Source organism: Mycobacterium botniense (assembly GCF_010723305.1).
In the GTDB taxonomy this organism is placed as follows: domain Bacteria; phylum Actinomycetota; class Actinomycetes; order Mycobacteriales; family Mycobacteriaceae; genus Mycobacterium; species Mycobacterium botniense.
This window is the reverse complement of the sequence record NZ_BLKW01000004.1, coordinates 427178-446555: the sequence shown is the minus strand read 5'-3', so window position 1 is coordinate 446555 and position 19378 is coordinate 427178. Positions and strand designations below refer to the sequence as shown.

19 protein-coding genes and 1 tRNA gene are annotated in these 19378 nt (G+C 64.1%); 2 read left to right on the top strand and 18 right to left on the bottom strand.

Annotation, left to right across the window (positions count from 1 at the left end; translation table 11 throughout):
• Positions 1-3: 3 nt before the first annotated feature.
• From G6N08_RS12225 to argS, 16 genes are all read right to left on the bottom strand, one after another.
• The gene (locus tag G6N08_RS12225; RefSeq protein ID WP_163757641.1) at positions 4-546 is read right to left on the bottom strand and encodes a F0F1 ATP synthase subunit B; all 543 of its coding nucleotides are present in this window, start codon (positions 544-546) and stop codon (positions 4-6) included.
• Positions 547-552: 6 nt separating this feature from the next.
• Positions 553-798, bottom strand: coding sequence for a F0F1 ATP synthase subunit C (locus G6N08_RS12220; protein ID WP_163757639.1), 246 nt, complete (start codon positions 796-798; stop codon positions 553-555).
• 68 nt (positions 799-866) lie between these two features.
• On the bottom strand, positions 867-1625 hold the full coding sequence (gene atpB / locus G6N08_RS12215) for a F0F1 ATP synthase subunit A (protein WP_163757637.1): 759 nt from the start codon (positions 1623-1625) through the stop codon (positions 867-869).
• Positions 1618-2100, bottom strand: coding sequence for an ATP synthase subunit I (locus G6N08_RS12210; RefSeq protein ID WP_163757635.1), 483 nt, complete (start codon positions 2098-2100; stop codon positions 1618-1620). Before G6N08_RS12210 ends, atpB begins: the two co-directional genes overlap by 8 nt.
• A 217-nt stretch (positions 2101-2317) precedes the next feature.
• Positions 2318-3490 carry a glycosyltransferase family 4 protein gene (locus G6N08_RS12205; protein WP_163760534.1) on the bottom strand — a complete coding sequence of 391 codons (1173 nt, stop codon included), beginning with the start codon at positions 3488-3490 and terminating at the stop codon, positions 2318-2320.
• Positions 3491-3586: 96 nt separating this feature from the next.
• On the bottom strand, positions 3587-4240 hold the full coding sequence (locus tag G6N08_RS12200; protein ID WP_163757633.1) for an L-threonylcarbamoyladenylate synthase: 654 nt from the start codon (positions 4238-4240) through the stop codon (positions 3587-3589).
• 42 nt (positions 4241-4282) lie between these two features.
• Complete coding sequence (gene prmC, locus G6N08_RS12195) at positions 4283-5128, bottom strand: peptide chain release factor N(5)-glutamine methyltransferase (protein ID WP_163757631.1); 846 nt, start codon at positions 5126-5128, stop codon at positions 4283-4285.
• Entirely contained in the window at positions 5125-6198 is a 1074-nt protein-coding gene (prfA, locus tag G6N08_RS12190) for a peptide chain release factor 1 (RefSeq protein WP_163757629.1), read from the bottom strand. The genes prmC and prfA overlap by 4 nt, the downstream gene beginning before the upstream one ends.
• 102 nt (positions 6199-6300) lie before the next feature.
• A complete protein-coding gene (gene rpmE, locus G6N08_RS12185; protein WP_163757627.1) occupies positions 6301-6540 on the bottom strand; it encodes a 50S ribosomal protein L31 in 240 nt (79 codons plus the stop codon).
• Positions 6541-6769: 229 nt separating this feature from the next.
• Positions 6770-8392: a fatty-acid--CoA ligase FadD1 gene (gene fadD1, locus G6N08_RS12180; RefSeq protein ID WP_163757625.1), complete on the bottom strand. Its 1623-nt coding sequence runs from the start codon at positions 8390-8392 to the stop codon at positions 6770-6772.
• A gap of 137 nt (positions 8393-8529) precedes the next feature.
• Positions 8530-10383, bottom strand: coding sequence for a transcription termination factor Rho (gene rho, locus G6N08_RS12175; RefSeq protein ID WP_246216744.1), 1854 nt, complete (start codon positions 10381-10383; stop codon positions 8530-8532).
• A 270-nt stretch (positions 10384-10653) separates the two neighbouring features.
• Positions 10654-11598, bottom strand: coding sequence for a homoserine kinase (thrB, locus tag G6N08_RS12170; protein ID WP_163757623.1), 945 nt, complete (start codon positions 11596-11598; stop codon positions 10654-10656).
• Positions 11599-11605: 7 nt separating this feature from the next.
• Positions 11606-12691 carry a threonine synthase gene (gene thrC, locus G6N08_RS12165; RefSeq protein ID WP_163757621.1) on the bottom strand — a complete coding sequence of 362 codons (1086 nt, stop codon included), beginning with the start codon at positions 12689-12691 and terminating at the stop codon, positions 11606-11608.
• Positions 12688-14013 carry a homoserine dehydrogenase gene (locus G6N08_RS12160; protein WP_163757619.1) on the bottom strand — a complete coding sequence of 442 codons (1326 nt, stop codon included), beginning with the start codon at positions 14011-14013 and terminating at the stop codon, positions 12688-12690. The genes thrC and G6N08_RS12160 overlap by 4 nt, the downstream gene beginning before the upstream one ends.
• Positions 14014-14016: 3 nt before the next feature.
• The gene (gene lysA, locus G6N08_RS12155) at positions 14017-15387 is read right to left on the bottom strand and encodes a diaminopimelate decarboxylase (RefSeq protein WP_246216832.1); all 1371 of its coding nucleotides are present in this window, start codon (positions 15385-15387) and stop codon (positions 14017-14019) included.
• A 44-nt stretch (positions 15388-15431) separates the two neighbouring features.
• Positions 15432-17084 (bottom strand): arginine--tRNA ligase, encoded by a 1653-nt coding sequence (argS, locus tag G6N08_RS12150; protein WP_163757616.1) that lies wholly within the window; start codon positions 17082-17084, stop codon positions 15432-15434.
• Between the two features lie 113 nt (positions 17085-17197).
• On the opposite strand from argS, the gene G6N08_RS12145 reads away from it, so the two are divergent.
• Positions 17198-17270: transfer RNA gene (locus G6N08_RS12145), tRNA-Arg, on the top strand.
• Positions 17271-17736: 466 nt separating this feature from the next.
• Complete coding sequence (locus tag G6N08_RS12140; RefSeq protein WP_163757614.1) at positions 17737-18126, top strand: VOC family protein; 390 nt, start codon at positions 17737-17739, stop codon at positions 18124-18126.
• 4 nt (positions 18127-18130) lie between these two features.
• Here the strand turns inward: G6N08_RS12140 and G6N08_RS12135 are convergent, their stop codons facing one another.
• Together G6N08_RS12135 and G6N08_RS12130 are read right to left on the bottom strand one after the other, a co-directional pair.
• On the bottom strand, positions 18131-18604 hold the full coding sequence (locus G6N08_RS12135; RefSeq protein WP_163757612.1) for an Rrf2 family transcriptional regulator: 474 nt from the start codon (positions 18602-18604) through the stop codon (positions 18131-18133).
• 247 nt (positions 18605-18851) lie between these two features.
• On the bottom strand, positions 18852-19343 hold the full coding sequence (locus G6N08_RS12130) for a beta-class carbonic anhydrase (protein ID WP_163757610.1): 492 nt from the start codon (positions 19341-19343) through the stop codon (positions 18852-18854).
• Between the last annotated feature and the right edge of the window lie 35 nt (positions 19344-19378).

Here is a 19378-nt window from a genome sequence, read left to right as displayed (position 1 = left end):
TCGCTACCGCCCGGATACCCTAACCGTCGGCGCCGCCGCGGTTGAGGTGGCGCTGATGTCGACCCCGAGGATCCGGCTGGCCAGAACCGTCGACATGGCCTCTACCCTCGCACGCAGATCCGTTGCCACCACGTCACCTTCTCGCTTCAATTGCTCGCTGGCGTTGTTCAACGTCGACGCCACCTCCTCCTCAGCTCGGGCGCGCATGTCTTCGATGACCTTGCGCCCGTCGGCGCGAGCATCGTCACGGATGGCCGACGCCTGGAGCCGGGCTTCAGCCATCGCCTTTTCGTAGTCGGCTTGGGCAGCGGCGAACTGTTGAGCTGCATTTCTGTTGTCCTCGATGGTCTTGGTGACCATATTCTCGCGTTCCCGCAGCACTTTCATGATCGGCGGCACGACGAAGGTGCCGATCACACCGAGCACAATCAAAAAAATAATCAGCACAACGAAGAAAGTGCCGTTGGGGATGAGGAAGTTGCTGCTTCCTCCTTCCCCCGCCGTCTGGCCGCCGGCCAGAACGCTAGCGCTCACCTCACCCCTCACCGCGGATTACTTGACTGGCGTAGCGAAGACGAACAGTGCCATGAAAGCCAGGTTGATGAAGTACATGGCTTCCACGAGGCCGACGGTGATAAAGAACGGGGTGAACAACCGGCCCTGCGCCTCGGGTTGCCGTGCAATGCCGGAGATCAGCGCGTTACCGGCGACACCGTCACCGATAGCGGCGCCGACAGCGCCGCCGCCCAGGATCAGTCCACCGCCGATCAGTGCGCCGGCAGCGATAGTGGGGTCCATTACCTCTCCTCCTTGCTCTCTGGCAGCCATCTACCAGTTCTGTTGTGATGCCGCGGCCGCTGGCCGTGCTACCCGTGTTCCTCTTCCAGTTCCATCGACTGAGCAAAGTACAAAATCGTCAACAACGCGAAAATGAATGCCTGAATGAAGCCGACGAACAAGTCGAACGCCTTCCACACCGCATTGGGCGCCCACAGGATATACGGCGGGAACAGGGCAATGAGGGCCACCATGATGCCCCCGGCGAAGATGTTGCCGAAGAGTCGGAGCGACAGTGAGATCGGCTTTGCGACTTCTTCGACAACGTTGATCGGTGCCAGGGCCGCAACATGCCCCTTGAGCAGTTTGACCGGGTGTCCCAGAATGCCGCGGCGCCAGATGCCGGCCAGGTGGTAGCAGACGAACACGAACAGAGCCAGCGCCAGCACGTAGTTGATGTCGGCCGCCGCCGGTTTGAGTAATTCGCTGGTTTGCCCTGCCGCATCGGTGTATTGCAGCGGCAGCACGGCCAGCCAGTTGGAAATCAGGATGAACACGAAGATCGTCACCGCCAGCGGCAGCACGAACGGGGCGATCCGCATACCGATGGTGCTCTCGATCTGGTTGCGCATCTGGATGGTGACGGCCTCAAAAAACAACTGCACACCACTGGGCACGTCGGTCGAGGTGACTTTGGCGCGCAGAAAGAAAGCCAGCGCGATGACGATCACCGCTGCGATCGCGGTAGACAGCACCGTGTCGGTGTTGACGGTCATCCCCAACCACGTTGCGGTATGGTGCTCGCCCACCTCGATATGGGCGTCAGCCAACGGGATGGTCTCACTCATCGCCGGCTTGCCTCCTTTCCGCGCTGTCCCCGCCTGCACCCTGATCAGATGTCGCCAATGACGCATTTGGCGTGCGGAGTTTCTTCCAGACCGGCAGCGCGGTCGATACGACCAGGAGCACCTGGAAGAACGCCAGCCCGAACACCACGCAGAGCCCATCCGGCCGAAACGCGAACGCGATGGCGAGAGCAATGACAGTGAACACCAGCAACCGCCCTGCGGAATTTATCGCCATCTTCCTCTTCAGCAGATGGGAACCAGCGGTGATCGCTGCCACTGAGCGCCGCACCAGAATGGCGTTGAACAGACCCATCAACAGCCCGATCCCGAAGAACACGCCGTCGATCAGGCGACCGAACGATCCGGTGACCAGGATCGCCAGCACCATCAAGGCCATGCAGATGACAAAAAGTCGAGTCGGGCGAAAAGCAACGCCGGGCAACACCAATGGCGCGTTCTGCGCGGGTGTTGTCACTGCGACACCTCACTCGCGGGTATGGGGACACCGAATTGATCGGTAGTGCGCAGAGCGTATCGAAGGGCAGTCGCCGCGCTGCAATCACCCAATGGGCAGCCCCTTAGGTCGGTCGTTGAATCGGCACGATCGGAGATGCTTCCGACGGGCCGGTGGCCGGCAACCCGTGATGCTTTTCCGGGTTCTAGCTGCACCGTACCACAAGGTAGAGCCGGTACTACTGCTCGTCGTAGAGATCGTCTCGCCGGCGCAGCAGCGGGATGAGCGTCACGACGACCGCCCCCACGACGGCGGCCAGCATCACCACCGCAGTGCCGCGTGGGTTAAAGAAGATCGTGCTCGCGGTACCGAAGGCCACGATGCCCACCCACAAATAGATCAGCAGCACCACCCGCCGGTGCGAATGGCCAATCTGCAACAGGCGGTGGTGCAGGTGCATCTTGTCGGGACTGAACGCGCTGCGGCCCGCGCGGGTACGCCGCACGATCGCCAGCAGCAGATCGAGCATGGGCACGAACATCACCGCAATCACCAGCAGAAACGGTGACAGCAGCACAAACACGTCGCGGGCGCCGTAGGCGTTCTGCGAGATCGGGCCGGCGGCGGTCGTCGAGGCCGCCGCCAGCATCAACCCGATCAACATCGACCCCGAGTCGCCCATGAAGATTTTCGCCTGGTGGAAGTTGTGGGGCAGAAAACCCAGACAAGCACCGGCCAACACCACTGAAATCACCGCCGGCGGATAAAACAGCACATCACCACCGTGGTCACGGAGCAGTCCTACGGAAAACATGCAGATGGCCAGGGCGGTGATGAGCCCCAGCCCGGCGGCCAGTCCGTCAAGCCCGTCGACGAAGTTCATCGCGTTGACGATCGAGACGGTCAGCGCCAGCGTGAGCAGAATCGAGGACGCCTGGTCCAGCACGATGGTGCCGACACCGCCGAACGGAATGTACAGCACGCTCCAGGCCACACCCATGGTCACCAATACGCTGGCTGCCGTGATCTGACCCGCGAACTTCGTCAAAGCATCCAGACCCCAGCGGTCGTCGATGAGACCAATGCCCATGATTACCGCGCCTGCCACCACGACCGCGGGCATGCCCGTCGAGTACACGAAACCGCGAGTAAGCGCAGGCAGCTGCGAGGCGAGAAAGACTGCGCCGATAACGCCGAGGTACATCGCCAGACCGCCCATCCGTGGGGTGGGCGTCACGTGCACATCACGTTCCCGCGGGTAGGCCACCGCCCCGAACCGGGTGGCCAGCAGCCGCACCGGGCCGGTTGCGAAGTAGGTAACGATTGCGGCAGTCAACCCGACAAGAGCGAGCTCGCGCAGCGGGACGCCAGCGCCGCGATTAGAGAAGCCGAGCAGACTCCCGGCAGCCATACCCGCATCGCTGAACACTGAAAGACCCTACTGCACAAAGCCCGCGCTCGGGTACTAGGCGGCGGGCGGATCACACTCCCGACACCTGCGCGGCGCTCAATCGAGCAGCGCGGCGGGGTTCAGTCCAAGTACGGCAGCGACGTCCTCGGCGCTCACCGGCCCCGTCCGCAGAATGCGGGGGGTCGACCCGGTGAGGTCGACGATCGTCGAGGCCGCCTGCCGATCGGACGGTCCGGCGTCGAGGTAGACCGCGACGCGATCCCCCAGCTGGCGACGTGCCTCATCAACGTCGACCGCCGGTGGGTGGCCGGAGATGTTGGCGCTGGATACCGCCATCGGTCCCACTTCGCGGAGCAATTCGATGGCAACCGGGTGCAGCGGCATGCGCAACATCACGGTACCGCGCGCATCTCCTAGGTCCCACTGCAGTGACGGCGCGTGCCGCACGACCAGGCTCAGCGCGCCCGGCCAGAATGCGCGAACCAGGTCGCGGGCCCCCGGCGGCATGGTCAAAACCAATCCTTCGATGGTGTGCCACGAACCGACGAGAACTCCTACCGGCATATCGCGGCCGCGGCCTTTGGCCGCCAGCAGCTCAGCCACCGCGGCGCTGTCGAAAGCCTCCGCGCCGACACCGTAGACCGTGTCCGTGGGCAGCACCACCAGTCGGCCGCTTTTGACTGCGCTGACCGCTGCCGCGAGCCCGCGGGACCGCTGATCGGGGTCACCGCAGTCGAAAACCTCAGCCACAGGCGCTGCTCCTGTTCATCGTGCTGTGCCTCGTCGCGTAGCTCACGTTCTGTCTTGTCGGCGGGCTGTCACGAACCTGGGCCGGCCGGTCAAGTCAGCCCGCGCGACGACCTTATCGAAAAGTCCTGTGCTACCTATCAATTCCACAGTCAGTCCGGACGTACTGTCGTCATGCTCGACGCCGAACATACCGCCGGGACGCAGCCAACGGCCGGCAAGGTTGACGACAGCTGTGATCACTGTCATTCCGTCCGGGCCGCCGAACAATGCGTGGTGTGGATCGTGCTGGGCCACTTCAGGTTCCAACAAGCTGCCATCAGGAATGTAGGGCGGGTTGGCTACCACGAGATCCACCAGACCGTCGAGTTCGGGAAACAGGTCGGGTGTGGTCACGTCGGCGCACACCAGGTCCACGGCAGTGCCCTGCGCATTCTGGCGCGCATAAGCCAGGGCGGTTTCGGAGTCATCGACACCCAGAACGCGGGCCTGGGGCCAGTGGTGGGCCAGCGCAACAGCCAGTGCACCCGATCCGGTGCAGAGGTCGACGATCACCGGGCGCGCCGATAACGGCAGGGCGGTCGCCCACGCCAGCAAAGCTTCGGTTTCCGGGCGCGGGATGAACACCCCCGGACCGACGCACAACGTGACCGGACCGAACGCGGCCGTTCCGGTGAGGTGCTGCAGCGGAACCCGTCGGCAGCGGGCGGCGACCACATCGTGATAACGCTCGAAAAACTCGTCGCCGGGCCGGTCGAGCAGCGGCAGTCGCCCACGTTCGGTGCCGGTCAGGTGCGCAGCCAGTTCTTCAGCGTCCCGGCGCGCGGAATAAATACCCGCCTCGGCGAGCAGCGCCGCAGCGGAATCGATCGCACGCCCCAGCGGATTCATGGCTGTTGGAGCCGCGATCGCCGGTCGGCGGCGGCTAGCGCGTCGAACAATGCGTCCAGGTCGCCGTCGAGCACTTGATCGAGGTTGTGCGCCTTGTACCCGATGCGGTGATCAGTGACCCGGTTCTCCGGGAAGTTGTAGGTGCGAATGCGTTCGCTGCGATCCACCGTGCGGATCTGGCTGGCGCGGTCGGCCGACGCATCGGCCAGCGCCTGCTCCTCGGCCATCGCTTGCAGGCGAGCCGCCAGCACCTGCATCGCACGGGTTTTGTTCTGCAGCTGCGAACGCTCGTTTTGGCAAGTGACGACGACCCCGGTCGGCAGGTGGGTGATCCGCACCGCGGAGTCGGTGGTGTTGACGCCTTGTCCGCCCTTGCCTGAGGAACGGTACACGTCGATGCGCAGATCCGATTCGTCGATCTGTACCTCGCCGACTTCTTCCGGTTCCGGGTAGACCAGCACACCGGCGGCTGACGTGTGCACGCGGCCTTGAGATTCGGTCACCGGAACACGCTGCACCCGGTGCACCCCGCCCTCGAATTTCATTCGCGACCACACGCCGTCGGGAGAGTCGCCCTTGCTGGCGATCGCCAGTGTCGCGTCTTTGTAGCCGCCCAGATCCGAGGTGGTTTCGTCCAGCACCGTCACCGTCCAGCCGCGCCGCTCGGCATAGCGGATATACATTCGGGCAAGGTCGGCGGCGAACAATGCCGATTCTTCGCCGCCCTCGCCGGATTTGACTTCGAGCACGATGTTGTCGGGGTCGTGTGGGTCACGAGGTGCCAGCATGTCGGTCAGTTGGGTATCCAGCTGGGCGACTCGTGTTTCCAGTTCGGCGACGTCGGCCGCGAATGAATCGTCGGAGGCGGCCAGCTCACGCGCAGTCTCCAAATCCGCGCGCGCGGACTCCAGTTTGCGATACGCCGCGACAATCGGTGCCAACTGGGCAAACCGGCGTCCCGCTTTGCGCGCATCGGCCGGCTTGCTGTGCAGTTCGGGGTCGGCCAGTCGACGCTCGAGCTCGGCGTGTTCTGCGAGCACCGTGTCGATCGCTCGCACGCTCTGCGTCATCTCGTCCTCCCAACCCTGTGCCCGGTGACGATAGGCGGCACCACAGCGAACCGACGCCCGAGCTGCACGGTGTTGCACACAGCTCGGGCGTCGGTACTTCGGCTATTTGTCGACCGAAACCTTCTGGTCCGTGATCTTGCGCTTGCCGTAGCGCTTCTCGAAACGAGCCACTCGCCCACCACTATCGACGATCTTCTGTTTGCCGGTGTAAAACGGATGGCACTGGGAGCAAATCTCGACGTTGATGCGGCCACCCGGTTTCGTGCTGCGGGTCTGGAAGGTGTTGCCGCATCCGCAGACGACCGTTGTGTCGCCGTATGCGGGATGAATTCCAGCTTTCATCACGTCCCTCTTCACTCGTCGACCGCCAGGCCGCCCACCTACTCGAACGATCGCGGCCGCGAACGGGGCCCGACGGGTTTCTGCGGTGGCCGAAGGTCGATTATGCCAGGTCAACCACCATCACCCCAAAACACATGGGTGCGTGCACAAAATTCCCGACCGCCGTCATGCCGTGACCTGTCGCGCGCCACAACCGGCGGGCCGATTGCGCCAGACGGCTCCCAGCCGGCTAGCTGCGACTGATCTCGTAGTGCTCCCGCCGGTCGGCACTGCCCTGATCGACACGGGTATAGGTCGCTGTCCGGCCGATCCGGTTCCACAACACACCGCCCTGGGGTCTGGTGCCGCGAGCGCGCAGTTCCCTCTTGAGAATCTTGTTGGTCGCCGTGGTCGGCAGGCTGTCGGTGACCCACACGTACCGCGGCCACGCCTTCGGCGACAGGTCGGGCTGGCCAGCCAGGAACTCACCAAATTCCTCGGGTGTGAGGTCGGCGTTATCGTGCAACACCACTGCGGCCATCACCTGGTCACCGACGTGTTCGTCGGGTACCGCATACACGGCGACCTGGTTGACCGCGGGCAGCCGCTGCACGATCCGTTCAATGGGGGCGGTGGTCATGTTCTCGCCGTCCACGCGCAACCAGTCGGCGCTGCGCCCGGCGAAATAGATCCAGCCGTCCTCGTCGCGGTATGCCAGGTCGCCCGACCAGAACATGCCGTGGCGCAGCCGGTCCTCGGTGGCCTGCGGATCGTTGTAGTAGCCCGCGAATAGGCCTGCACCGGTCGTATTGACCAGTTCGCCGATCGCCTCTTCGGGGTTGGCCAACGCGCCGTCGCGATCAAAACGCGCCGGAGGGCACTCGGTGAGAGTGTCCGGGTTGTAGATGGCTACACCGGGAAAGCCCCGCCCGAGGGAGCCCGGCGGGCACCCCTCTTCGCGCGTGATGATGATCGCGCCCTCGGTGGAGCCGAAACCATCCCACACCGTGCAGTCGAAGCGGCGGCTGAATTCGGCGATATCGCGATCGGTTGCCTCGTTGCCGAATGCCACCCGCAGCGGGTTGTCGTGGTCGTCGGGCTGCTCCGGGGTGGCCAGCACATATGCCAGCGGCTTGCCCACATAGTTCATGTAAGTCACGCCGTAGCGCCGCAGGTCAGCCAGCAGCCGGGAGGCCGAAAAAGTCGCCGGGACCATTGCCGCGCCGGAACCCACCGCCACACTCCAGCCGGCCAGTACCGCATTGGAGTGAAACAGCGGCATGGACAGGTAGCACACATCGGCTGCGGTGATCTCGAACCGCTCGATCAGCGCCGTCCCGGCAAACAGCACAGTCAGGTGGGTGACCGCTACCGCCTTGGGCTCGCCGCTGGTCCCGGACGTAAAGATCATCATGAAGGTGTCGGTGGCCGTGACCTCGCGATGCGGGGTTAACGGTGCTGCCCGCGCCAGCAATTCCGACCAGTCGCTGCCCGAGGTGTCGACTACGCGGACGCCGGGCAGATCGAGACCGTCGAGCAGGTGGCGGTGCGCGGGATCGGTCAGCAATATCTGACAGTCGGCCCGCAGGATGTCGCGCGCCAGCGCGCCACCGCGACGGGTGTCATTGATCCCGCACAGCACGTATCCGCCCAGGGCCGCCGCCGCCATCGCAGTGAGCATCTCGGGCGTGTTGCCCAACAGGGTGCCGACGTGCAGCGGCCGCTGACGATCGGCGATACCGATCAGCGCGGCAGCCATGGTCGAGGCGTCCGCCAGATGCTCCTGCCAACTCCAAACCCGATCGCCGTACTTCACCGCCGCAGTCTGCTGGCCCATGCGTTCGCGAAGCAGTTGCTGAAGCGTCTCCGCCATGGCATCACCACTTTCGGTCGATCCATGCCAATTGCGCAGGCTCGCACATTACCGGTGCGGCCGGGGCCGGCGGTTGCCGGGATGACGGCCGCACGCCGGGGAGTGGCCGCTGGGGCAGGGACCTGTCCCGAGCCGAATCAGTCGCTGTCGAGGGCGCCCGGTGCCGTTTTCGAGACCTGCACCAAGAACTCGTAGTTGTTCTTGGTCTTACGCAACTGCGAAATGAGCAGGTCGATGGCTTGGTGGGAGTCTAGACCCGACAGCAGGCGGCGCAATTTGTGCACGACAGCGAACTCGTCGGGGGACAGCAACAACTCGTCCTTGCGGGTGCCCGAGGGATTCACATCGACCGCGGGGAAAACGCGGCGCTCAGCGATCTTGCGGTCGAGTTTGAGTTCGGCGTTACCGGTGCCCTTGAACTCTTCGAAAATCACCGTGTCACCCTGTGAGCCGGTCTCCACCATCGCCGTCGCGATGACGGTCAACGAGCCGCCCTCCTCGATATTGCGGGCGGCACCCAGGAACCGCTTCGGCGGATACAACGCCGTCGAATCGACACCGCCGGACAAAATGCGCCCGGACGCCGGCGACGCGTTGTTATAGGCGCGCCCGAGCCGGGTGATCGAGTCGAGCAACACGACGACGTCTTTGCCCTGCTCGACGAGCCGCTTGGCGCGCTCGGTCGCCAGCTCGGCGACCGACGTGTGGTCCGACGGCGGCCGGTCGAACGTCGAGGCGATAACTTCGCCCTTGACCGAGCGCTGCATGTCGGTGACCTCTTCGGGTCGCTCGTCGACCAGGACCACCATCAGATGGCATTCCGGGTTGTTCGTGGAAATCGCGTTGGCGATGTCCTTGAGAATCGTGGTCTTGCCAGCTTTGGGCGGCGACACAATCAGCGCGCGCTGGCCCTTGCCGATCGGCATGATCAAGTCGATGACCCGTGTGGTCAGCTTTTCTGTCGTCGTTTCCAGACGCAGCCGCTGGTTGGGATACAACGGGGTCAGCTTGCCGAATTCCGGACGTTTCTTGGCGTCTTCGACGGGTCCGCCATTCACGCTGTCCAGACGCACGAGCGGATTAAACTTCTGCCGCTGGTTGGGTTGTTCACCTTCCCTGGGCACCCGCACAGCGCCCGTCACCGCGTCTCCGCGTCGCAAGCCGTACTTGCGCACCATGTTCATCGACACGTACACGTCGTGCGGACCGGCAAGGTAACCGGAGGTGCGCACGAACGCGTAGTTGTCCAGGACATCGAGGATTCCCGCCACGGGCTGAACCACATCATCGTCACGCAATTCCGCGTCAGCGCTGTCACCCGAACGTTCGCCGCGGCGCCGCCGATCGCGGAACCGCCGCCCTCGACGCCCTTGACGGCCCTCGGCGTCCTCGTCGCCGCGAGCCTGCTGTCCAGCCACCGCTTCGTGGTCAGCGCCGCGGTCACTGTCTGGGTCGGATGCGCGTTCCTCGGTCTTGGTCTCGGTCTCTCGACCATCGGCATCGGACCGCTCGGCGACTTCGTGTGCGCCGGCCTCCGTGGCGGGCGATCCGCTATCTTCCGCGGCGCCGCGCCGCGCCCCTGCTGATGCCTCGGTGGCCGAGCGGCCCGGCGCCTGGTCGGCTGACTCAGCGGCGCCGGCTTCACCGGTGTCTTGTGACAACGGTGCACCGGAGGGTGCGCCGTTAGCCTGTTTCTGAACTTCCCGGATCGCCGCGATCAGCTCGTTCTTGCGCATACCCGACGCGCCCTTGACGCCGGCCCGATTGGCCAGTGCCCGCAACTCGGGCAGCACCATCGCGGTCAGCGCCCCATCCGATGCAATGCTGCCCGCAGCTGCGGACAACTCGCCGTCGGTCGCAGCCGGTGCGGCAGGGTCGGCGCCGGACGCGGTGGGAGTAGCAGTGTCTGCGGTCACGGCATTCGAGAGCTTCTTGGTGTCTTCATTGTCTTGAGTGCTATCGCCGGCCATGATGAGGTCCGTATCAGTCACGGATTTCCTTTCTTCCCTCGCTGATTGCGTCGCGCGAGGGGTCTGTTGCATTCAGCCAACTCGCTGAGTGCGCCCAATCATCGACTCTGCAACGGTGATCGCCACCATCGGCGGCTCGAACAGCGAACCATCGTCCACGAGAAGAATTTGGTATGGTCCTAGTGGCAAGACAGTATCGACGCGATGCAGATGCTGCGATTGCTGGACGGCTCCGAGGATAACGCGCTTCGGTGCCGGAAGCAAGAAACCGCTCTCCTGTCCGGACGCGGCTCAGCCGGGGACTGCAACACCAGAACTCCAACGAACTCCGTCACCGACAGCCATTTCGCTGACGGTAAACCCATTTGCGGTACCGTACTCGACCGCCTCGGAGGGTAACTCCGGCTCCGTGCTCAATGCGATGACCGCCGGCCCTGCTCCCGAAAGCACGGCCGCAATGTTATAACGCCGCAGCAGCCGCAAATATTCCGCAGATGCCGGCATCGCCGGGGCACGCTGCGGCTGATGAAGCACATCCTCAGTAGCGACCATCAGCAAGTCGGGCCGTTCGGTGAGAGCCACCACCAACAGCGCCGCGCGGCTGACGTTGAAGCGGGCGTCGCCATGGCTGACCTGCGCCGGCAGCAATACCCGGGTCTCGGCTGTCAAGGACTGCTCCTCGGGGATCGCGGGAAACAGGTGGATATCGGGGTGAAGGCGCAGCCGCACGGCGGCGTAGCGGGGCGGATCACATCCGTGGTCGATCCACGAGACCACCGCACCGCCTAATACCGCCGCTGCGGCGTTGTCGGGATGACCCTCGAATTCCGACGACAGTTGAATCAATTGGGCCTCACTCAACGGCATTGAATCAACCTGCGCAGCAAGTCCATTCACTACGGCAAGCCCGCCGACTACCGCGGCAGCGGACGAGCCGACACCACGGCAATGCGGAATAGCATTGCGGCAGCGCACCGCTAAGCCAGGCGCACTGATTCCTGACGCCTGCAGCCCGCGTTCAATTGCCCGTACCACCAAGTGGCTGGATCCCAGAGGTACCTGCCCGGCTCCTTCACCTTCAACCTCGACGGTCAGACCGGATTCTGTTGTCTCGACAACGATCTCATCGTAAAGACTTAACGCCAGACCGATACAGTCGAATCCCGGGCCGAGGTTGGCGCTCGACGCTGCAACGAGAGCGCTAGCCATCAGACCCGCAGGCAGCTCAGTCACCACCGGCCCTTCACGAGCCCAGTCCCAGTTCCGCGGCGACCGCTTCGGGATCAACGGGCACTGGGCTTACCTTCGGCAGATCCTTCAGTGCCGTGTCCGGATCCTTGAGACCGTGGCCGGTCACGGTACATACCACCGTCGAACCCCGCGGCACCCAGCCATCCCCGATGGACTTGAGCACACCGGCGACGCTCGCCGCCGACGCGGGTTCGACGAACACGCCCTCGGCGTCGGCCACCAGGTGATATGCCGCCAGGATCTCCTCGTCGGTAGCGGCCAGGAACCGCCCCCGGGACTGCTGCTGCGCCGCTACGGCCGAGGCCCACGACGCTGGTGCGCCGATGCGGATAGCCGTGGCGACTGTCTCCGGGTGGCTCACCGGTTTACCCAGTACCAGGGGCGCAGCGCCTGCCGCCTGAGTGCCCAGCATGCGCGGCAATTTGTCGATCACACCCTCGTCGTAGTACTCGCTATACCCTTTCCAGTACGCGGTGATGTTGCCGGCGTTGCCGACGGGAAGGGCATGCACGTCCGGCGCGGCGCCCAGCGTGTCCACGATTTCGAACGCCGCGGTTTTCTGGCCCTCGATGCGCGCGGGGTTGACCGAGTTCACCAATGTGATGGCCGGGAAGTCGGCAGCCATTTTGCGGGCGAGTTCCAAGCATTCATCGAAGTTGCCGTCGACTTGAATGATCTTGGCCCCGTGCATGACCGCTTGCGCCAGCTTCCCCATTGCGATCTTGCCCTGCGGTATCAGCACCGCGCATGTGATGCCGGCGCGGGCCGCGTATGCCGCCGCCGAGGCCGACGTGTTTCCTGTGGACGCGCACAATATGGCCTGCTGACCACGAGCCAGCGCATCGGTGACAGCCACCGTCATGCCCCGGTCTTTGAAGGAACCGGTAGGGTTCAACCCCTCGACCTTGAGATGTATTTGGCAGCCGGTCTGCTGGGACAGGCTGGTGGCCGGAATCAACGGGGTCCCGCCCTCAAACAACGTGACAGGTGTCCAGTCGTCGCCCACCGGCAGGCGGTCGCGATACGCCGCGATCACACCTGGCCATGGCCGGCGTGTGGTGGTGCGTGGCACGCTCATGGACCGGTTCCTTCCAGTCGCAGCACAGCCGCGACACGCTGTACCACATCGAGATCAGCCAGCGCAGCCACGGTTTCCGATACGGCAGAGTCGGTAGCATTGTGAGTGACCACCACGATGCGCGCGGCTACCCGCTGGCCGTCTTCGTCGACCACGCCTTCCTGGCGGACTTCGGCGATACTGACCGCGCGCTTCGCGAATTCCGCTGCTACCGAAGACAATACGCCAGGATTATCGGCAACATACATCCTGACGTAATAGCGGGCTGAGGTGAAACCGATCGGAAGCACCGGTAGTTGGGCGTACTTGGACTCGCGTGGACCGCGGCTGCCCAGCACCCGGTTGCGGGCGGCCATCACCAGGTCGCCGGCTACCGCTGACGCCGTCGGTGCCCCGCCGGCTCCCTGACCGTAGAACATCAACCGCCCTGCTGCCTTGGCCTCGACGACTACCGCATTGAAAGCGCCATTGACCGAGGCAAGCGGATGCGTCAACGGCACCAAAGCCGGATACACACGGGCTGAAACGTGTTGCTGCCCTTGTTCTGTAGTGATGCGCTCACAGATCGCCAGCAACTTGATGGTGCAGCCGAGCGCCCGCGCGGATGCGAAATCGTCTGGGGTGATTTTCGTGATGCCCTCGCGGTAGACATCATCGACGGTCACGCGGGTATGGAAGGCGATGGAGGCCAAAATCGCGGCTTTCGCCGCCGCGTCGTAGCCTTCCACATCAGCGGTGGGATCGGCCTCGGCGTAACCCAGCGCGCTCGCGTCGGCCAGCGCGCGCGCATAGTCGGCTCCCGTTCTGTCCATTTCAGAAAGGATGTAGTTGGTGGTGCCGTTCACGATGCCGGCCACTCGCACCACCGTGTCGCCGGCCAACGATTGGGTTAAGGGACGGATGACCGGGATGGCTCCTGCCACTGCCGCCTCGAAATACAGGTCGACATGCGCGTTTTCGGCAGCCTGCGCCAATTCTCCGGTGGACTGGGACAACAAAGCCTTGTTCGCGGTGACGACAGACTTGCCGTGCTCGAGCGCGGAAAGGATCGCCTTACGAGCCGGTTCCACCGGTCCCATCAGTTCGACGACGATGTCGACGTCCTCACGCGTGACCAGTTCTTCGATGTTGTCGGTGAGCAACTCGACTGGCATACCGCGATCAGCGGCGACCCGGCGAACACCGATACCCCGCAGCGCCAGCGGCGCCCCGATCCGGGCCGCCAGGTCCCCCGCGGTGTCCTCGATAATGCGGACGAGCTCCCTGCCGACGTTGCCCAGACCCAGCACCGCGACGCCAACCGGCTTTTCCTCGCCGAACAAGGCTCACCCCACTTCCAGACTCAACAGATCGTCGACCGTCTCCCGGCGTAGTATGAGGCGGGCCCGGCCGTCGCGCACCACTACCATCGCCGGGCGGCCGATCATGTTGTATCGGCTCGACAGTGCATAGCAGTAAGCGCCGGTAGCCGCCACCGCAAGCAGGTCACCGGGTTCGATGTCGTCGGGCACCCACGCATTGCGGACGACGATATCTCCGCTTTCGCAGTGCTTGCCGACGATCCGCGCCAAAATCGGTGATGCGTTGCTGGCTCGCGAGACCAGCCGGACGTCGTAGTCTGCGTCATACAGCGCGGTGCGAATGTTGTCGCTCATCCCGCCGTCGACGCTGACGTAGCGCCGGTGCGCTGTAGGACTCACGTCGACGTCCTTGACGGTACCGACCTGATACAGCGTCACCGTTCCCGGCCCGGCAATGGCACGGCCGGGCTCGACGACGAGCCTGGGCTTAGGCAGCCCGACCGCCGCAGACTCCCGGACAACAATCGCATCGAGCGTGGCGGCCAATTCCCGCACCGGGGGTGGATCCTCGTGCGGCAGATACGAAATTCCCAGACCGCCGCCGAGGTCGACCGTCGAAACCTGCGCGGTTTTGTCCGCACCGAACTCGCTGACGATGTCACTCAAGAAGCCGATCACCCGGTGCGCCGCAAGTTCGAAGCCCGCCGTGTCGAAAATCTGCGAGCCGATATGGCTGTGCAGGCCGACCAGCCGCAGGTGGTCGGCGGAAAACACCCGGCGGGCTGCGGTCATCGCCGCGCCGCTAGCCAGCGAGAGACCGAATTTCTGGTCTTCGTGGGCGGTGGCGATGAACTCATGTGTATGCGCCTCGACGCCGACTGTCACGCGTATGAGCACGTCCTGGACAACACCCGCCTCGCCCGCAATGGCATCCAGACGCTCGATTTCTGTCATCGAATCCACGACCACCAGGCCGACTCCGGCCTTGACCGCCGCGGTTAACTCCGCCACCGACTTGTTATTACCGTGCAAAGCGATACGCTCGGCCGGGAAATGCGCGTGCAGCGCCACCGCCAGCTCCCCACCGGTGCACACATCGAGTGAGAGCCCTTCTTCTTCGACCCAGCGCACTATTTCACTGCACAAAAAGGCTTTGGCGGCGTAGTGCACGTTCTGTCCGCCGCCGAACGCGGCGGCCATTTCTCGACACCGCGAGCGGAAGTCGTTCTCGTCGACAACAAATAGCGGAGTGCCGTACTCCCGCGCAAGGTAGGTCAGCGGAACACCCGCGATGCTGACCACGCCGTCGTCAGCTCGAACCGTGTTGCGCGGCCAGACGTTCGGCGCTAAAAGCAAGAGTTCCTCAGATGCCTGCGGGCGCGGCGGGGACGCCACATGGTGAATCTGCTCAACGTGGCGGGTGCCGGCGGGATAGGCCTTCACATTCGCTCCGGGGCGCTTACACCAAGAATGGCCAGCCCGTTGGCGATGACTTGGCGGGTGGCCTGGCACAGCGCCAGGCGCGCAGTGTGCAGGGGGGTAGGTTGCTCGTCACCTTGCGGCAAGACCCGACAGGAGTCGTAAAAGCGGTGGTAATCACCGGAAAGATCTTCCAGGTAACGACATACCCGATGCGGTTCTCTCAGGGAGGCAGCGGTTTTCAGCACTCGCGGAAATTCACCGATGGTGCGCACCAGTGCTCCCTCCTTGTCGTGGGTAAGCAGTTCGAGGTGAGCAACATCGGGTGTCAAACCGAGTTCGGCAGCGTTGCGGGCCAGCGCTGACAGTCGTGCATGCGCATATTGCACGTAATAGACCGGATTGTCATTCGACGCCGAGGACCACAACGCAAGGTCGATGTCGATTGGCGTGTCGACCGACGCGCGGATCAGACTGTAACGGGCGGCGTCGACACCGATTGCCTCGACCAGGTCATCGAGTGTGATCACCGTGCCGGCGCGTTTGCTCATCCGAACGGGCTGTCCGTCACGGACCAGGTTGACCATCTGACCGATGAGAACCTCCACCGTTGCCGGGTCGTCACCGAGCGCGGCGGCCGCCGCCTTGAGGCGTGCGATGTAGCCGTGATGGTCGGCACCGAGCATGTAGATACACAAGTCGAACCCACGCTGCCGCTTGTCCAGGTAATAGGCGAGATCAGCGGCGAAATAAGTTGGCTGGCCGTCGCTTTTAATGACTACCCGATCCTTGTCGTCACCAAAGGAGCTGGACCGCAGCCAGGTTGCGCCGTCCTTTTCGTAGATGTTGCCATGGGCGCGCAACCGGTCGATGACCTGCTTGACGCGGCCGCTGCTGTGCATCGATTCTTCGTGAGTGTAGACATCGAAGTCCGTGCCGAAGTCGTGCAGCGACCGCTTGATGTGGGCGAACATCAATTCGACGCCGATTTCCCGGAACGTCTCGCGTAACTCAGGGTCGGGCCGGTTCAACACACCAGGTTCGCGCTGCAGCACCTGTGCGGCTATCTCGGTGATGTAGGTGCCCGCGTAGCCGTCGGGCGGAGTTGGATCGTGCCTGGCCGCAGCAATTAATGAGCTGACAAAGCGGTCGATTTGGGCACCGTGATCGTTGAAGTAATACTCACGTACCACTTGGGCACCTTGCGCCGACAACAACCGGCCCAGCGCATCGCCGACGGCGGCCCACCGGGTTCCGCCGATGTGGATGGGCCCGGTCGGGTTGGCGGAGACGAATTCCAGATTGATCTTCTGCCCGGCTAGTTCGTCGGAGTTCCCGAAACTCCCGCCCACCTCGATGACATGGCGGATAATGACGCCCTGGGCCGCGGCGTCCAGGCGAATGTTGACAAAACCTGGTCCGGCCGCCTCCGCCGAGGCAATGCCTTCGACACCCACCAGGGCCTCGGCCAGCCAGCTGGCCAGTTCACGCGGATGTGCGCCGACCGCCTTACCCAGCTGAAGCGCCAGGTTGGTCGCGTAATCGCCGTGCCCGGGGTTGCGCGGTCGCTCGACGGTGATGGTCTGAGGCAGCTTAGCCGCGTCCAGGCCGTGTTCGGCCAGCACCGCGGCGGCGGTGCACTTGAGCAACTCGGCCAGGTCAGCGGGGGTCACGAGGGTCCATCCTATGGGCTGTGGCGGCCAGGGTCCGAATCCGTTCCGCTGGCTACGCGGCGGCTGCGATGCGCTAATCTGACGGGGCCCGTGGTGCATCGCGTTGCTCGTGCGCCCCCGTAGCTCAGGGGATAGAGCGTCTGCCTCCGGAGCAGAAGGTCGCAGGTTCGAATCCTGTCGGGGGCACGCTATTTGCCCAGCTCAAGCGGCCGGGTTTCGGGGATGGCGTCTTCGTCGCCGTACGAGCAATGACGGCCACCGGCGATTTGATGGTTGATAGAGCTTGCGCGGCCATTCCGCGTCACCGCCGCTAGGTGGCCGGTCTCGGCGACTCTGCAGCCGGACTCACCCACTGCTGATATCATCCGCGCTATCGTGGTGCGCCTCGATCTGCCGGCGTGCTGACGGCACTCCCGTGACGGGTGCCATCGCCATCGCGGTCCAAGCTGGAGGCTCATGTCCGTCTTCTCGGCATGCGACCCCAGGTGGGGCAGCGGCCCGGTCGGTGGCACGGCGTCCGGAACCGGCGGGGTATCGCTCGTCCGGTGTCGGGTGCACATCACGTGCACCTCGCTGATGTGTGCCAGTGCAGCACCCAAGTGGCGGTGCAGCATTGTGTGGTGGTGTCGAGAGTGGTTGACTTGCACCAGCAATGGCTATCAGTTTCGACCACACTATTGTCGCGGCTCGCGATAAGCGAGAGTCCGCGCAATTTCTTACCGAACTATTCGGGCTGCCTGATCCAGTGCCGGCCGGCCGGTTCATGGCGGTCAGGCTCGAGCATGGGGCCACGCTGGATTATGCCGATGTACCCGACAACGAGGAGATCCGCCCACAGCACTACGCGTTTCTGGTTTCTGACGACGATTTCGACGCGATCTACGCCAAAATTCAGTCGCGCGGCCTGCCGCACTGGGCCGATCCGGCCGGCGAGCGGCCCGGCGAGATCAACCACCGAGACGGGGGGCGCGGGGTGTACTTCCCGGACCCGGCCGGGCATCACATGGAGATTCTGACCAGGCCATACGGCTCGGGGGGCTGACGGTTCATCGCGGCCCGTGGCGTGTGCTTTCCTGTTCCCGATAGTCGTCAGCGAGCTGGGCGACATGCTTGGGCAGCGTGCCGGCAGCGACATCGGCCAATGTCGTTTGCTCCAGCACAGAACGCATGCTGGCCCGCAGCGCCCGCCAAACATCGGTGAGCGCCGCGGTCGGACCTGAGTAGGGCAGGTCCCCGAGCCCCATGTCGCGCACACTGGCCAGTGGACCATCAATACAGCGCAGGACGTCGGCGATGCTGATCTCGGTTCCGGGGCGGGCCAGTTCATAGCCCCCTTCGCGGCCGCGGCGGCTGCGGACCAAACGGTCGGTACGCAGATCAGACAGGATGTCGACGAGAAACTGCGGTGGTATGCCCTGCGCCTTAGCCAAGTCATCGGTTTTGACCACCGCACCCGGCTCGGCCGTCGCGAGCTGGATCATCGCGCGCACCGCGTATTCCGCTTTCGCCGACATGCGCATTCTGTGAATTGTGCCATTATCTCTCCGGCAAGAGGCGATTCGCGCGGCTGAGCCGGTGAACCGCCGCGCAGCCGCCCGGGTGCGACACGGCTCAGAGCGCATCCGCAGGACCAGCGTAGGGCTGATGCGCGCGGGGCGACAGCGCCCACCGCAAACGTCCCGGTTACCACAGCGCCGCGCACCCGAGCACCCACACGCCGGGCGTGTCATGGTGTCCTGCGGCCGGCAAGCGCCACGTGCCGCACACTCAACGGGTGACCTCGTTGAGCTTACCGGTGGCGACGTCGAAGACGAACCCGCGCAGCGATTCATGCTTGGTGACAAACGGACTGGCCTGGATGCGGCGTAACGACTGGCGGACATCCTCCTCGACATCGGGGAAGGCCTCAGCTGCCCACGACGGCTTGATGCCAGTCTCCTCCTGGATGGCTCGCTTGAAATCGTCGTCGGTGAAGGTAAGCATCCCGCAATCGGTGTGGTGAATCAGGATGATCTCCCGCGTTCCCAACAGCCGCTGGCTGATGGCTAACGACCGGATCACATCGTCGGTGACCACCCCGCCGGCGTTCCGGATGACATGCGCCTCACCTTCCCTGAGGCCAAGCAGGCGGTAGACATCCAGGCGAGCATCCATGCATGCCACGATGGCCACATGCTTGCTCGGCGGCATCGGCAGCGGTCCGGTGAAGTTTCTCGCGTACTCGGCATTGTTCACCAAATAGCCGTCAGTAACCGTCACGCGAATCTCCTTGTGGGTCTTATTATTTGCTACAC